13 protein-coding genes are annotated in these 15,935 nt (G+C 45.2%); all 13 read left to right on the top strand.

What is annotated here, in order from left to right; translation table 11 throughout:
- Positions 1-44 precede the first annotated feature (44 nt).
- Complete coding sequence (locus NSQ58_RS11300; protein WP_341057418.1) at positions 45-1,004, top strand: ketopantoate reductase family protein; 960 nt, start codon at positions 45-47, stop codon at positions 1,002-1,004.
- Between the two features lie 4 nt (positions 1,005-1,008).
- Positions 1,009-1,398, top strand: a complete 390-nt coding sequence (locus tag NSQ58_RS11305; protein WP_013311106.1) for a DUF3397 domain-containing protein — start codon at positions 1,009-1,011, stop codon at positions 1,396-1,398.
- A gap of 153 nt (positions 1,399-1,551) precedes the next feature.
- Positions 1,552-3,252, top strand: coding sequence for a peptide ABC transporter substrate-binding protein (locus NSQ58_RS11310; protein ID WP_069080390.1), 1,701 nt, complete (start codon positions 1,552-1,554; stop codon positions 3,250-3,252).
- Between the two features lie 197 nt (positions 3,253-3,449).
- Positions 3,450-4,382, top strand: coding sequence for an ABC transporter permease (locus NSQ58_RS11315; protein WP_023989458.1), 933 nt, complete (start codon positions 3,450-3,452; stop codon positions 4,380-4,382).
- 4 nt (positions 4,383-4,386) lie between these two features.
- Positions 4,387-5,337 (top strand): ABC transporter permease, encoded by a 951-nt coding sequence (locus NSQ58_RS11320; protein ID WP_013311103.1) that lies wholly within the window; start codon positions 4,387-4,389, stop codon positions 5,335-5,337.
- A gap of 11 nt (positions 5,338-5,348) precedes the next feature.
- Positions 5,349-6,287, top strand: a complete 939-nt coding sequence (locus NSQ58_RS11325) for an ABC transporter ATP-binding protein (protein ID WP_013311102.1) — start codon at positions 5,349-5,351, stop codon at positions 6,285-6,287.
- A gap of 122 nt (positions 6,288-6,409) precedes the next feature.
- Positions 6,410-8,041, top strand: a complete 1,632-nt coding sequence (bshC, locus tag NSQ58_RS11330; protein WP_341057419.1) for a bacillithiol biosynthesis cysteine-adding enzyme BshC — start codon at positions 6,410-6,412, stop codon at positions 8,039-8,041.
- Positions 8,042-8,105: 64 nt separating this feature from the next.
- Positions 8,106-9,371 (top strand): adenosylhomocysteinase, encoded by a 1,266-nt coding sequence (locus tag NSQ58_RS11335; RefSeq protein ID WP_013311100.1) that lies wholly within the window; start codon positions 8,106-8,108, stop codon positions 9,369-9,371.
- 332 nt (positions 9,372-9,703) lie between these two features.
- Positions 9,704-10,141 carry a division/cell wall cluster transcriptional repressor MraZ gene (mraZ, locus tag NSQ58_RS11340; protein ID WP_013311099.1) on the top strand — a complete coding sequence of 146 codons (438 nt, stop codon included), beginning with the start codon at positions 9,704-9,706 and terminating at the stop codon, positions 10,139-10,141.
- Positions 10,142-10,158: 17 nt separating this feature from the next.
- A complete protein-coding gene (rsmH, locus tag NSQ58_RS11345) occupies positions 10,159-11,109 on the top strand; it encodes a 16S rRNA (cytosine(1402)-N(4))-methyltransferase RsmH (RefSeq protein WP_023989455.1) in 951 nt (316 codons plus the stop codon).
- 24 nt (positions 11,110-11,133) lie between these two features.
- Positions 11,134-11,514: a hypothetical protein gene (locus NSQ58_RS11350; RefSeq protein WP_025721604.1), complete on the top strand. Its 381-nt coding sequence runs from the start codon at positions 11,134-11,136 to the stop codon at positions 11,512-11,514.
- A gap of 61 nt (positions 11,515-11,575) precedes the next feature.
- A complete protein-coding gene (locus tag NSQ58_RS11355; protein WP_069080391.1) occupies positions 11,576-13,930 on the top strand; it encodes a penicillin-binding transpeptidase domain-containing protein in 2,355 nt (784 codons plus the stop codon).
- A gap of 81 nt (positions 13,931-14,011) precedes the next feature.
- The gene (locus NSQ58_RS11360; RefSeq protein WP_043882263.1) at positions 14,012-15,928 is read left to right on the top strand and encodes a stage V sporulation protein D; all 1,917 of its coding nucleotides are present in this window, start codon (positions 14,012-14,014) and stop codon (positions 15,926-15,928) included.
- Positions 15,929-15,935 lie beyond the last annotated feature (7 nt).

A 15,935-nucleotide genomic window follows, 5' to 3' on the forward strand; every position in this document is an offset into this window, starting at 1 on the left:
ATATGATATAGTAGAAAAAAAGATGGAAGCGAGACGATACAAAGGTGATTGATATTATTGGAGCGGGTTCGCTGGGATTGTTGTTTGCCGGGAGGTTGTCTGCTTCGGGTACAAAAGTAAGGCTGTGGACGCGTACACTTGAGCAGGCACGCGTCATTGCTCGTGAAGGGATTACTGTGTTTGATAAGGAGGGACAGACGGCAGTATATGTTTCCGGGGATAAATTGAAGGTAGCGCCATTGGCAGATTGGCAACGGTTAAATTCACAGGCTCCAGCACGATGGATAATGCTTATGACCAAACAGGGGGCGATTGAGGAAGTATTAGAACAGATCCAGCCTGCAGCTCAAATGGATAGAGATACAGGAATTGTTTGCTTGCAGAATGGAATCGGCCATATAGAACGCATTAGACAGGCTTGGCCTGAAGCTGTGGTATACCCTGCTGTGACGACTGAAGGAGCCAAGAGGCAGGGAGTAGCATCTATTGTACATGCAGGATCAGGTGTTACTGAAATTGGTAGTTCGGAGGAAGAGGAGGAGGCGAAGAACAATAATTTTAATCAATGTGTGCTAAATCGGCTGCTTGCAGCAGGATTTGACGTTTGCTTGTCGAAAGAAATCGAGAACGGTATGTATCGCAAGTTGTTGATCAATGCTGTGATCAATCCGCTGACAGCGGTATGGCGAGTTCGTAATGGCGAGCTGCTTTCGGACCCTATTCGAATACATATGATGCGCAGGCTGTACGATGAAGGCATTCAAGTGTATGAAGCTCATGGTATCCACTGGGAAAACGCATGGTGGGAGCAAATTATGAATGTATGCCGGGCAACGGCAGAAAATCACTCGTCCATGCTAGCTGATGTACTTGCACAGTCCATGACGGAAGTTGCTTCAATTAACGGACAACTGGTGCAGATGGCAGATCGGGCTGGAGTTACTGCACCAACTCATGAGGTATTGTGGCAATTAATTGAAGGCATGCGGCTAAAAGAGGGGTGATCAGTTGAGTCTTATACAAGGTACTATTATCACTTTCAGTATTCTTCCCTTTTTTCCGTTTTTGATCGTGTTTGCGGTTTGTCGCTACATTCTTAAAATGGAAAAAAAGAAATCGTTACTTACTTCTATGGATATTACCACGTTTTTTCTGATATTTTCCGTCGCAGCACTCTTTAACGTCATTTTTACATCTCGATTCGGTTTTTATTTGATTCTACTGCTCCTATTACTGGCCTTGGGTTTAATTGGAGGAGCCCAAAATCGAATAAAAGGGAAGGTTGATGGTAAAAGATTATGTAGAGCGGTCTGGAGATTAACTTTTATAGCGATGACATTGGCGTATATTTTGTTGACTGTTGTTGGTATATTTAAGAATATATTCAACATCATGTGATATAAGGTGACATGAAAAGGTGAAAAAATATGAATTAATCATGTTTTTTTGAAAAAAAAGCTCAATTTGAAGAAATGTAATGTAGATTTTTTTGACCGCTGGTTGTATAATCTATAAACATATACCACTTTAGAACTAGGGGGAAAACGCTAGATGAAAAGGAAAAGCTTTTTAGTCCTTTTGACACTCATTCTTGCAGTTGGCGCACTGCTCGCAGGTTGCGGCGGCAAGAACGATACCAATGGTAAGGGCGCACAAGAAAACACCTCGACTACGCCGGCTGCGGCCGACAAACAAATTTTGCGCATTAACCTTGCATCCGAGCCGCCAACGTTCGATCCGGCACAAGCTCAGGATAGTCAAACTAACACGGTTCTGAAAACTTTGTATGAAGGTCTCGTACGTATGGGTCCTGACGGCAAAGAAATCCCTGGCGTAGCTGAATCTTGGAAAATTTCCGATGACGGCAAAACCTATACGTTCAAGCTTCGTGATACTGCAAAATGGAGTAATGGCGACCCAGTCAAAGCAAGCGATTTCGTATTTGCTTGGCAACGGGTATTGGATCCTTCCACGGCTCCTGCACCTCCATATGCTTACCAATTGTACTATATCAAAAATGCTGAGGGTTACAACCTGAGCACTTCGAAATCTTTTAAAGGCACTAAAGTTACAGACTTTAAAGATGTAGGTGTTAAAGCTGTTGACGACCATACATTGCAAGTAGAGCTGGAGCACCCAACTCCTTACTTCTTGGGATTGACTTCTTTCTACACTTTTTACCCTGTAAATCCTTCCGTTAAAGGTAATGATAAGTGGGCTGTTAAGAAAGATAGCATGATCACTAACGGACCTTACACATTAACGACTTGGGACAGCGGTCAAAAGATCGAAGTAACCAAAAGTGAAAACTATTGGGGTAAAGATGATATCAAGCTGAATAAAATTACGATGTCCCTTGTAAATAGCGGTGCAACAGAGCTGGCTTCTTATAGAAGTGGACAACTCGATTACGCAGGTATGCCAAACGGTGAAATTCCTACCGACCAAATTCCGGCTGTGAAAAAAGAACTGCCTAACGAATTTAAGGCAAAAGGGATTGCAAGTACGTACTACTATCTGTTTAATGTAACTGAAAAACCATTTAACAATGTTAAAATCCGTAAAGCGTTTGCGATGGCTATTGAACGCCAACCAATCGTTGAAAGAGTAACATTGGGCGGTCAAATTCCTGCATACGGCTTTGTACCTCCAGGTATCAAAGGAGTATCTCAAGAATTCCGTACTGAGAATAAAGATGATTACTTCAAAGAAGACTTCACTGAAGCGAAAAAATTGCTTCAAGAAGGTATGAAGGAAGAAGGCGTAACTACACTTCCTCCGGTAACATTGCTGTATAACTCCAGCGAGAGTCACCAAAAGATTGCTTTGGCAGTTGCTGATATGTGGAAGAAAAACCTTGGTGTTGACATCAAAACTCAAAACCAAGAGTGGGGCGTATTTATCCAAACACGTAACAAGCTGAATTTCCAAATCGCTCGTGGTGGATGGTCTGCTGACTATAATGATCCAATGACATTCCTGGATATGTGGACAACAGGCAATGGCAACAACAATGCAGGTTATGCTAACCCAGCATATGATGCTTTGATTGAAGCAGCTAAGAAAGAAACTGATCCAGCAAAACGCATGGAAGATTTTGCGAAAGCGGAGAAAATTCTGGTTCAAGACGATATGGTAATGCTTCCGATCTACTACTACTCAAATGTTTCTTTAACGAAACCGAATGTAAAAGACATTGGGCTTGACTTTAGTGGAGCAGTTGATTTCACAAGAGCGTATATTACACAGTAACTGAAGCTCGATTCTGAAGTTTGATAGTTACTTCGGGATATATATGTGGATAGAACCATATATATCCCGTTTTTTTTGTGTGTCATGGTCTTTTCCATCATCATGTAACCATGCAAATAAGTAGATTGGACAGTCCAATTCTATTTCGATAAAATCGAATGGTGTCGAAAAAAATTTATGGGGGGTGTAAACGGGCAATGACGCGTTATTTGATCAGTAAATTTTTCTATATGCTGCTATCTTTGTTCATTCTGATCTCTGCGACGTTTTTTCTCATGAAAGCAATTCCGGGTAACCCCTTCATGAGTGAAAAAGCGACTTCTCCTGAGATTCAAGCCCGGTTAATGGAACAATATGGGCTGGATAAGCCTGTATATGTCCAATATTTTAAATACTTAGGTGATATTGCTTCAGGTGATTTTGGTATTTCTATGAAAAAGCTGAATCAAAGTGTAACTGACATTATCGGACAAACTTTTACGGTTTCCCTCAAACTAGGTTTTGTTGCCATAATCGTGTCGATAATTGTCGGTCTCTTGCTAGGTATGCTGGCAGCTTTGTATCATCGTAGGCTAATAGATAACGTTGCAATGGTATTAGCTATCATGGGGATTGCGGTTCCCAGCTTCGTTCTAGCATCGTTGATTCAATTTTTCTTCGCTCAACAGTTAGGTTGGTTTAATGTTATGGGCTTTGACGGTCCGATGGACTACGTTCTGCCTGTTGCAGCTTTATCTGCTTCCCCAATTGCGTTTATCGCTCGACTAACGCGTTCCAGCATGCTGGAAGTGCTTCATGCGGATTACATTAAGACTGCCAAAGCTAAAGGCTTGAAATCCATTACAATTATGTTCAAACACGTTGTACGTAATGCTATTTTGCCGGTTGTTACCTATGTGGGACCCATGACGGCCAATATTATTACGGGTTCAGTTGTTATTGAACGTATCTTCGGGATTGGCGGTATTGGTAAGGTATTCGTAGATAGTATTACAACCCGCGATTATACCATGATTATGGGAGTTACTATTTTTTACGGTATTTTGCTGATGGTGGCGCGTTTTATTACAGATATTGCATATGGATTTATTGATCCGCGGATTAAGCTTACTGGCGGGAAGGAGGGATAACTTTATGTCTGTTAAAGATAATGCTGTGAACTTGGATAAGCTTCAGGTAAAACCGGAAGATTTCCAGAAGGTCGGGGCGGATGAAAAGCAGTCTGAAGTTATTCAGCGCGAAAGCTTGTCCGCTTGGCGAGATGCTTGGGAACGACTTCGTAAAAATAAACTGGCAATGACGAGCTTGAGTGTGTTGGTTCTCATTGTGCTTGCTTCAATTGTTGGGCCGATGCTGTCCCCATACGATGACCGCACCAATGATTTGTTGAGCACCAATCTTCCTCCTTCGGCGGAACATTGGTTCGGAACAGATGATCTGGGACGTGATATGTTTGTACGTACTTGGATGGGCGCTCGGATTTCCTTGATTATTGGTTTGGCTGCTGCAATGATTGACTTGATGATTGGAGTTATTTATGGTGGAATTATGGGTTACTTTGGTGGCCGCGTTGATGAAATCATGAATAAATTTTCTGAAATCTTGTACTCCATTCCTTACTTGCTTGTTACGATCCTGTTGCTGGTTGTACTGGAGCCAAGTATCACTACAATTATTATTGCGCTCTGTGTAACGGGGTGGATTAACATGTCGTGGATTGTACGTGGTGAGATGTTACAACTTAAAAACCGAGAATTCGTACTTGCTTCCCGTTCAATGGGTGCTGGTGCAGGTCGTTTGCTGTTCCGTCACTTGTTGCCTAATGCGGTAGGACCAATCATTGTCACACTGACTTTGACAGTTCCAAGTGCTATTTTCTCTGAGGCATTCCTGAGCTTCCTTGGATTAGGGGTACAGGCTCCTCAGGCGTCGCTGGGTTCAATGATTGAATCGGCTCTGACCGGGTGGATGTATTACCCGTGGCGGATGCTTTTCCCAGCAGGTTTGATCAGTTTGATTATGCTTGCGTTCAACCTTTTTGGCGACGGCTTGCGTGATGCGCTTGATCCGAAGTTGAAGAAATAGGAGGTGAGATCATGGTGAGTAGCAACAATTTAATTGAGGTTGAAGGTCTTAAAAAGTATTTTAATGTTGGCAAAAACCGTGTGCTCAAAGCGGTGGACAACCTGAATTTCTATATTCGCGAGGGTGAAACGCTGGGTATGGTTGGCGAATCCGGCTGTGGTAAGTCTACAGCGGGTCGTACGATTTTGCGCTTGTATGAACCTACAGCAGGTAGCGTGCGTTTTAACGGTACGGATATTTACAAATTATCACCAAGTAAAATGAAAGCAATGCGCCGTGATATGCAGATGATCTTTCAAGATCCGTATGCATCATTGAACCCGCGTTTTACCGTTTCTGATATTATTGGTGAGGCACTGGATATTCACAATATGGCGGGTAGCCGTGCAGAACGTAAGAAACGGATTGAAGAGTTACTTGATCTGGTTGGTTTGAACCCTGACCATGCAACACGCTATCCGCATGAGTTTTCTGGTGGTCAACGTCAACGGATCGGCATTGCACGCGCACTAGCGGTTAATCCTAAATTCATCATTTGTGATGAGCCGATTTCAGCTCTTGACGTATCTATTCAGGCTCAGGTTGTCAACCTGTTAAAAGAGCTTCAAGAACGTTTGGGTCTGACATACCTGTTCATTGCGCATGATCTGTCGATGGTCAAGCACATCAGTGATCGGGTAGCTGTAATGTATATGGGTAGAATGGTCGAGCTTGCAGAAAGTGCTGAATTGTATGCAAATCCGATCCATCCTTATACGAAAATGCTTTTGTCGGCGATCCCACTTCCTGATCCAGAAGTAGAAGCCAACAAAAAACGGATTATTATGCCAGGCGACCAAGCAGGCCCGATTCATGATGCATCTGGCAGCAAGACAGGGGCTTATAACCTGGAAAATGCCACGCTCATCGAAGTGTCTAAAGGACATTTTGTAGCTGAGCCTTACGCCTGATCTTGTTTTATGCACCAACCGCCGAGTTATTCGGCGGTTTTTTTTGTAGGAAGCTTTGACGTGGACATGGGCTTTCGGTACAATCAAGCAGTAAGGTTTTGGTGGAGACAGGAGGCAGACCCATGAAGATAATTCCGGAAACGCTTCGCGGAGGGTCGGCTTTGGCAGAAGATTATATACAGGGTACAGGACGCGCAAGCGACTTGTATGAATATAATGTGCTGCACGCCGATGCTTATGCCCAACGGGCGAAGTGGCTGGATAAGACGGGGCATCTGCGATTAAACCGTAAGGATATCGTAGCATGTCTTCGTATATACAATGAGAAATACAATTCGTATGAGGCGGTTCGTGCTTCATTGGACCGTCTGGAAAGTCCAGATGCCTTAGTAGTAGCTGGCGGGCAGCAAAGCGGATTGTTCACAGGTCCGATGCTGGTCATTTACAAAGCTGCTACCCTAATTAAGGCGGCGAGAGAAGCTGAGGAACGGCTTGGACGTCCGGTTATTCCCGTCTTCTGGATTGCTGGCGAAGATCATGACTGGGACGAGGTCAATCATACATACGTAATGGCAAATGACCCACAAGCCGTCAAAATCAAGCTGAATAAGCAACCTGAACGCCGTTCTTCGGTTAGTGCCATTAAAGTTGAGGCTGTTGAGTGGAAGCAAGCGATAGCGGATATAGAGCAAAGCTTGCCAGATTCAGAACATAAGGCTGAAATAATGCGCATGATTGAGAACGGGCTAACGGATTCATATGGACTGAGTGAAGCCTTTGCCAAGTTGCTGGGCCTTTTGTTCGGCACCTATGGATTAGTACTCTTGGATTCAGCAGATCCTTCGCTACGCAAGCTGGAAGCATCCGTTTTTAAGCAACTGGTTCAGCACAATGATGAGTTGGAGCAGGCTTACCGGACGACTGCTGCGCGGATCGTAGATTATGGATATCATTTACAAGCGGATGTGCATGAAGGTGGCGCGAATCTCTTTTATATCCATGAAGATGAACGCTTGCTGCTTTTCAAAAAAGCTGGACTATTCACGGATCGACACGGTCTGGTGGTGTTTACTGTGGATGAACTGCTTGAAGAGATAGATAGACATCCCGAACGTTTTAGTAACAATGTGCTAACTCGTCCTCTAATGCAGGATTCACTGTTTCCGGTGCTGGCATCTGTGCTGGGTCTAGGAGAGATTGCTTACTGGGCGATTACACGGGATGCTTTCGGGGTGTTGGAGATGCAGATGCCGATACTGCTGCCACGAATGTCTTTTACGTTGGTAGAGCCAGGCGTGGAGAAGCATATGCTTAAGTATGAATTGAGTTTTGGTCAAGTTAGAGACGGACTTGAGGAACGGAAAAAGCAATGGATCGCCACTCAAGATCAGCTTGGAATGCAGGATCAGTTTTCCGGGGCTAAGGAAGCTTTTGTCCGCATGTACGAACCGCTTGTGCAGCAGACAGGTTTGATTGAAAAAGGTTTGCTATCGCTCGGAGAAACCAACCGCGATAAGATTCTGGCACAGATCGCCTATCTGGAGGCAAAAGTTCAGGAAGCGTTGCTTCGGCAAAATGAAACAGCACTTCGCCAGTGGGATCGTATTGAGTGGTCGCTTTTTCCATTTGGACAGCCGCAGGAGCGGGCGTATACGATCTATCATTTTCTGAACCGTCATGGTCTCAGCCTGATTGATATGATTATGAGTGCACCATTGGATCTGACGGGTACGCATCGCGTTATTTATGTATGATTTATTATTTTATATAGGATTTATCATGGTTCAAATTTAACCAATATGAAGGAGGAAACAAAGTATGACTTCCCATTCTCTGCAAAATAGCATAGTTCACGATCTTAAATTGGCCCCTGAAGGTCATTTGAAAATTGATTGGGTAGAAGCCCATATGCCAGTATTGAACCGTATACGTCAACAATTCGAGCAAGAGCAGCCTTTTGCTGGTCTGAAGGTAACCATCTGTCTACATCTGGAGGCCAAAACGGCTTATCTGGCTAAAGTGGTACAAGCAGGTGGAGCGCAGGTAACTATTACGGGTAGTAATCCGTTGTCCACACAAGATGATGTTTGCGCCGCATTAGTTGAAGATGGCGTTACAGTATTAGCTAAATACAATCCGGACCCGGAAGAATTCAAAAATTTGCAAATCAAGGCACTGGAAACAAAGCCGGATCTCATTATAGATGATGGTGGTGACTTGGTTACTCTGTTGCAATCCGAACGGCCTGATCTGATTTCTACGATCCGTGGGGGAGCAGAGGAGACAACTACTGGAATTATTCGTTTGAAGGCTTTGGAAAAAGAAGGGCAACTTCACTTTCCGATGGTGGCTGTTAATGATGCTTACTGCAAATATTTGTTTGATAACCGCTATGGTACAGGACAGTCAGCTTTCGACGGCATTATTCGTACGACTAATCTGGTTGTAGCCGGAAGTACAGTGGTTGTGGTAGGTTATGGCTGGTGTGGCAAAGGGGTTGCAATGCGTGCGAAAGGGCTAGGAGCCAACGTTGTTGTAACCGAAGTTGATCCAATCAAGGCAGTAGAAGCCCATATGGATGGTTTCCATGTCTTGCCGATGGTAGAAGCTGCCAAACTGGGTGACTTCTTTATTACAGTAACTGGAAACAAGGCTGTAATTACAGGAGAACACTTTGATGTGATGAAGGATGGAGCTGTGCTGTGTAACGCAGGGCATTTTGATGTGGAGGTTAGTAAGCCTGAGCTTGCTAAACGTTCCGAATCCATTCGTACGGTGCGTCGCAATATCGAGGAATATCGCTTTAAAGATGGACGTAAAATGTATTTGCTGGCAGAAGGACGCCTCGTGAATCTGGCTGCTGCTGATGGTCATCCTGCGGAAATTATGGATACGACATTTGCGCTTCAGGCGCTTGGCTTGAAATATGTGAATGATCGTTACAATGAGCTAGGCAAAGCTGTTATTAATGTACCTTATGAAATTGATGAGCAGGTAGCTCGATTCAAGCTTGATAGTCTGGGAATCCAAATTGACACGTTAACTGAAGACCAAAAGATCTATTTGGACAGCTGGAACGCGTAATCGGATTATTTCATCACGATTTTCGCTGCAAAAGTGTTGCGTTTTTAATGCAAGTGTTTGTTTAGGTTGGCATAATGGACAGAGAGTAAGCCCTTTATTCCGTGTTGTTTCGAAACCTGATGCATATTGTCGGGGGCCGGCTTCATGGGGTAAGGGGCTTTTTTGCATCTTGTGACGCAGGGCTACAATAACAGACATAAGGGTATGGATCCGGCTTCTATCACTTTTTGGTAATGAAAAAGAGGTCTTTGATTTTTTAAAGCGAATCTATTATGCTTAGGTGGTGGAAAGTGGGCCAAAGTGGGAGAATGGGGTAAGGGGTGACGAAACCAATGTTTATGGGGGAGTTCCAACATAGCATTGATGAGAAGGGTCGGCTTACTGTACCGGCCAAGTTTCGTGAACTTCTCGGTGCCTCGTTCGTGGTTACCCGCGGGCTGGACCAATGCCTCTTCGTGTATCCCATGGATGAGTGGGCTGTCATGGAGAAAAAACTTAAAGCACTGCCTCTGATGAAGGCCGATGCGCGGGCGTTTACCCGTTTTTTTTTCTCGGGGGCGACTGAATGCGAATTGGACAAACAGGGCAGGGTAAATTTACCGGGGAATTTGTGCGAATACGCCAAGCTTACTAAAGAGTGCGTCGTATTGGGAGTGTCCACCCGTGTAGAGATTTGGAGCAAGCATACTTGGGAGCAATATTTCAACCAATCAGAAGAAGCATTTAACGACATTGCTGAGAAATTGGTTGATTTCAACTTTGAATTGTAATTTAGGAGGTCAGCCGTTTGTTTCACCACATTACCGTACTCAAAGAAGAAGCAACACAGGCACTAAACATCAGGCAGGACGGGATTTATGTGGACTGCACGTTGGGAGGGGCAGGACACAGTTCCGTCATTGCATCACAGCTTGGCCCTGAGGGAAGGCTCATTGCCTTTGATCAGGACGACTGGGCATTGAACAATGCGCGTGAGAAGCTGTCAGCCTATGAAGGAAAGATTTCCTTAGTGAAATCCAACTTCCGCCACTTGCAGGACAAGCTGACCGAGCTGGGATTGCCCGAAAAAGACGGCGTCCCGCAAGTCCAGGGTATTTTGTTCGATCTGGGTGTATCCTCGCCCCAGTTCGATGAGGGGGAACGGGGATTTAGCTACAATCATGATGCACCGCTTGATATGCGGATGGATCAGAGTAGCTCGCTTACGGCTTACGAAATTGTCAATGAATGGTCGGAAGCAGAGATTGCGCGTATTTTGTTTCATTACGGAGAAGAGAAGTTTTCACGGCGGATCGCAAAGATCATGATTGAACGTCGATTGAACAAGCCTATTCACACAACAGGGGAACTTGTCGATATTATCAAAGAAGGAATTCCGGCTGCGGCACGCAGAACCGGGGGACATCCGGCTAAACGCAGTTTCCAGGCTTTGCGGATTGCTGTGAATGATGAGTTGGGTGCACTGGAAGATACTTTGCATCAGGCAATAAGATGTCTGGCTCCAGGAGGCAGAATTTCGGTCATTACATTCCATTCTCTGGAGGATCGGATATGCAAGCATATTTTCAAGGAGTATTTGGCGAAAAGCATCTATCCATCTGATTTGCCTATTTTGGAGGACAAAATGATAGGCGATCTGAAGCTGGTGAACCGTAAGCCGATTGTGGCGTCAGAGCAGGAATTGGAGCTTAATCCACGGTCCCGGTCAGCGAAGCTGAGAGTTGCCGAAAAATTGTAAATTTAATGGAGAAGGAGAGGCGACATGGCTTATACACGCGGTAATTTGGCTGTAAAAGAAAGAGCCCGTCAGGAACAGGTTCAGCAACAACGGTATCGTGAGACCACCAAAGTCGTTACACGCCGCAGAGAGCTGCCGATTCGAGAAAAGCTGCTGTATCTATTGACACTTGTAGCGTGCATTGTCATTGCTGGTATGTTGATTAGCAGGTACGCTCACATTTATCAAATCAATTATTCGATTAATACGGCAAGCAAGGACATTTCCAAATTACAGACCAATATCGCCCAACTGAAGATTCAAAAGGAGCGTCTGGAAAATCAGATCGTGCCGACTGCAAAGCAACAGGGATATATCGAACCAACAAGAGAGCCCATTCGTGTGGAAAAGCAGGCTGCCAAATAGTTAAGGGCATAGCATCAAGCTATGCTCTGACGTACATTTTTTTTGCAGAGAGGTTTGAGCTATGGTCAAAAGAATAAAGCTTCGCACACTGCTAATAGGGGGATGTATTACCCTCTTTTTTCTTGTTCTGCTACTTAAGGTATTTTGGATTCAAGTTGTGAGTGGGGAGTACTGGCATAACCTGGTAGTTAATCAAGTAGAAAGAGATCAGGTGATTCAGCCCAAGCGTGGAACCATTACGGACCGTAAAGGAAACGTATTAGCTACGGATGCACCGGCTTATACGGTAGTTGTCAATCCTAGCATCATTCAGGAGTATGATTTGGAGAATGAGGTTGTAGCTAAGCTGCACCAGTTACTCAAAACGCCTGAGGATGAGCTGAGAGGACATCTTTCTGCAAAGGATAAAAAGGGGAACTACTTAAAAAATCGCGAGATTCGTAATGGGGGCTGGAAGGTAGATCCTGAGGTCAAGGCACAAGTGGATACGTTCAAAGAGTATTTGAAGGATAAGTATGAAGTAATTGGAGCTGTGGACACCGTTCAAGAATCCAAACGCTATTATCCGGAAAATAAGCTGGCTTCCCATGTTCTTGGCTATCAAAGAAAAGATGGCACAGCAGGTATGGGGTTGGAAGCTTATTATAATAAAGAGCTCTCGGGGACGGCTGGAAAGCTTCTGTATCAGCGGGATCGGAAGGGAGTTCCTCTTCAAGGATCGGAAAGTGTCTATGAGCCGGCACAAAATGGTAAAAATTTAAAGCTGACGATTGACGATACGATTCAGTATTATATAGAGGATGCCATGCAGGAAGCTATTGCAAAATACAACCCGAAAACGATGACTGTAGTAGCTGCTGATCCCCAAACGATGGATGTTCTCGGTATGGCGACTTACCCGAATTTTAATCCCAATACATATGGGAGTACACCCTTGGAATATTTCCGTAATAATGCTACTCAATCTATCTACGAGCCTGGCTCCACGTTTAAGATTGTCACCTTGGCAGCTGCGGTTCAAGAAAAGGTGTTCAATCCAAATGAATCCTACCAATCTGGTATGATTCGGGTCGGAGGCTGGGATATTCGTGACGTAAGCCGTAACTGGGGAACGTTAACCTATCTTCAGGGGGTCAAGCGTTCAAGTAACGTCGGTTTCGTCCATCTGGGATTGGATAAGTTGGGTGGCGAAAGGCTGAAGAAATATATTAATAACTTTGGATTCGGCGTGAAAACAGGCATTGATCTTCCGAGTGAGTCTACCGGAGCTATTACTTTCCATACCCAGTACAAATCCGAGGTGGCAACGGCTTCGTATGGACACGGACGTGTTCAGGTAACGCCAATCCAGCAGGTAGCTGCAATTTCGGCAATTGCTAACGGGGGGAAGCTGATGCAACCTCATCTGGTGAAAGAAATCATGAACCCAGATACAGGCGAAGTTCAGACGATTCAACCGAAGGAAGTCCGCCAAGTGATTACTCGGGAATCGGCAGTCCAGACAAGCAGCTATCTGGAGCAGGTCGTATCTGACCAAGAAATTGGTACGGGACGCCTTGCTTATATTGACGGATATCGTGTAGCTGGTAAAACAGGTACAGCGACGAAGGTCGTCGGAAAAGTATATGACCATTCGAAGGATGTCGTGTCCTTTATAGGTTTTGCACCAGTAAATGATCCGAAAATAGCTGTTTTGGTTGTTATGGATGAACCTAACAAATCAGTAGGCGGCGGTACAGCAGCAGCGCCTGTATTTAAAAAAATCGTATCCCAATCGTTGCAATATATGGGGGTTCCAAAAACGGGAACTAAAACGAATAAATCAGGTGGCGCTGTTGTAAAAACAGTGAATTTGCCAACGGTACCAACATTAACTGGTCAGGTGAAGAAAGATGCGCAAAATGCATTGCTCAAACAGGGAATTGCCTATGAAACGGTAGGCAAAGGCTCCAAAATTGTTCGCCAATATCCTGAAGCAGGCGTCAAAATGAAACCCGGACAACGCATTTACTTGCTGACTGAGGATAGTGCCAACATGACTATTCCTGATTTTACAGGTGTTTCGTTGCGTGACACACTTCAAGTTCTGACCCTTATGAAGGTTGGTGTGCAGGTAAGCGGCGAAGGTTATGTTGTCTCTCAAAAGGCGCAAATGGTAAATGGAAAGCGGATCGTCAGCGTGACGCTTCAGCCGGCCAAAGAAACGGTGACCGGAGTGAAACCGGAGGAAACACAGGACTCGACCAATGGAGTTGCAGCTAACCAGACCGGCAGCGCAACAAAAACGGAGGCCGATACTAAAACCGAATCCAGTACTACTGCTGATGCTGGAACAGACGCGGGAGCTCCTAAGGGAGGAATATCTGCTGTTGCAGATGAGAAAAGTGCTGCTGCGATTAAAGGCGAGGATAACTGATAGCTTGTTCTAATGTCCGTTCTTTTGAATATTCATGAGGTAAGACATGTCATGAGTATTTGAGGAACGGAGGGAGCGCGTTTGAAAAAATCTAACGTGACCATGCGGCGGAGGCTGGTATGGGGGCTAATGGGATTATTTGTACTGTTTGCGGCCTTGTCGATCCGGCTCGCCTATGTTCAATTGGGTAAAGGAGGCGAGCTCTCGGCCAAGGCTGAGGATTCGTGGCGCCGCAATATTCCATTTGCCGCCAAGCGCGGCGAAATTTTGGATCGGCAGGGTACGGCGCTGACCTACAATGTCAGTTCGCCGACAGTCATGGCGATACCAGTGCAAATTAAGAAGCCGGAAGAAACGGCACGCAGGCTGGCGCCCTTGCTGGATATGAGTGAGGATAAAGTGCTCAAGCTGATTACCAAACGAACAGCAAGCCAAAAACTTCAGCCCGGCGGACGAAAAATTACGATGGAGAAAGCGCAGCAAATTCGTGATTTGAAGCTGCCGGGTATCGTTGTTGCTGAAGACAACAAACGTTATTATCCTTATGGTGATCTAGCGGCTCATATTCTTGGGTTTACAGGAATTGATAATCAAGGGCTGACAGGCGTAGAGAAGCAGCAAAACAGTAAGCTTCGGGGAATCGACGGAAGCATTGCGTATTTATCAGATGCAGGTGGTCGTCTGATGCCTGGTTCTTCTGAAAAATACATTGAACCGAAGGATGGACTGAATTTACAATTAACCATTGATAAGTCTGTGCAGTCCATTATGGAACGGGAGCTTGACCAAGCCATGGTCAAATTTCAGGCGAAGTCCGCGTTGTCTATTGCTATGAACCCCAAGACGGGTGAAATATTAGGCATGGCTGGACGACCAAGCTATGAGCCAGCACTATACAAGCAGTATGCGCCTGAAATCTATAATCGAAATCTGCCTATCTGGATGACATATGAACCTGGGTCTACTTTCAAAATTATTACACTGGCGGCTGCCTTGGAAGAAAAGAAGGTCAATCTCAAAAATGACCGTTTTTTTGATCCGGGATATATTGAAGTCGGTGGAGCACGCCTGCGTTGCTGGAAGAAAGGCGGACATGGAAGCCAAACGTTCCTTCAAGTGGTGGAGAATTCTTGCAACCCCGGTTTTGTAACATTGGGGCAGCGGTTAGGTAAAGAAACACTTTTCAAGTACATTCGGAATTTCGGCTTCGGCAGCAAAACGGGAATCGACATGATTGGTGAGGGCAACGGCATTTTGTTCAAGTTACCTCAGGTCGGTCCTGTAGAACTGGCGACAACCGCTTTTGGTCAAGGGGTGTCTGTCACTCCGATCCAGCAGGTAACGGCAGTATCGGCGGCAATCAATGGCGGTAATCTTTATAAGCCTCACATTACAAAAGGTTGGGTTCAGCCGGGAACCGGAAAAGTGCTGGAAAAAGTAGAACCAGAACTAGTACGTAGGGTCATTTCAGAGGAGACCTCCCGACAGGTAAGAGAAGCGCTGGAGAGCGTCGTTGCTAAAGGTACAGGTCGTCCTGCTTTCATTGAAGGCTACCGGGTAGGAGGTAAAACGGGGACAGCACAAAAGGTGATTAACGGACGTTATTCTTCCTCGGAGCATATTGTATCCTTTATTGGTTTTGCGCCGGCGGATGATCCGCAAATCGTCGTCTATACCGCTGTCGATAACCCGAAGGGCATTCAATTCGGCGGGGTGGTTGCTGCGCCAATCGTGCAAAATATTTTAAAGGACGCGCTGATTGCCTTGAAAATACCGCCTCGCACCAATCAAATAGCCAAAGAGTACAAGTATGGAGAAAATCCGATCGAAACGGTACCTGATCTGGTAGGTGCTACTGCAGCTGATTTGTACGAAGATATGAATATGAACTTTATGCTCGTGAAATCTGGATCAGGCAAAACGGTCGTGAGTCAGGCGCCGAAGCCGGGCTCCAGATTGGAGCGGGGATCAACGATCCGTATTTACATGGGGGATTGATAGGTTC

The organism is Paenibacillus sp. FSL M7-0134 (assembly GCF_038007865.1).
GTDB lineage: Bacteria > Bacillota > Bacilli > Paenibacillales > Paenibacillaceae > Paenibacillus > Paenibacillus polymyxa_B.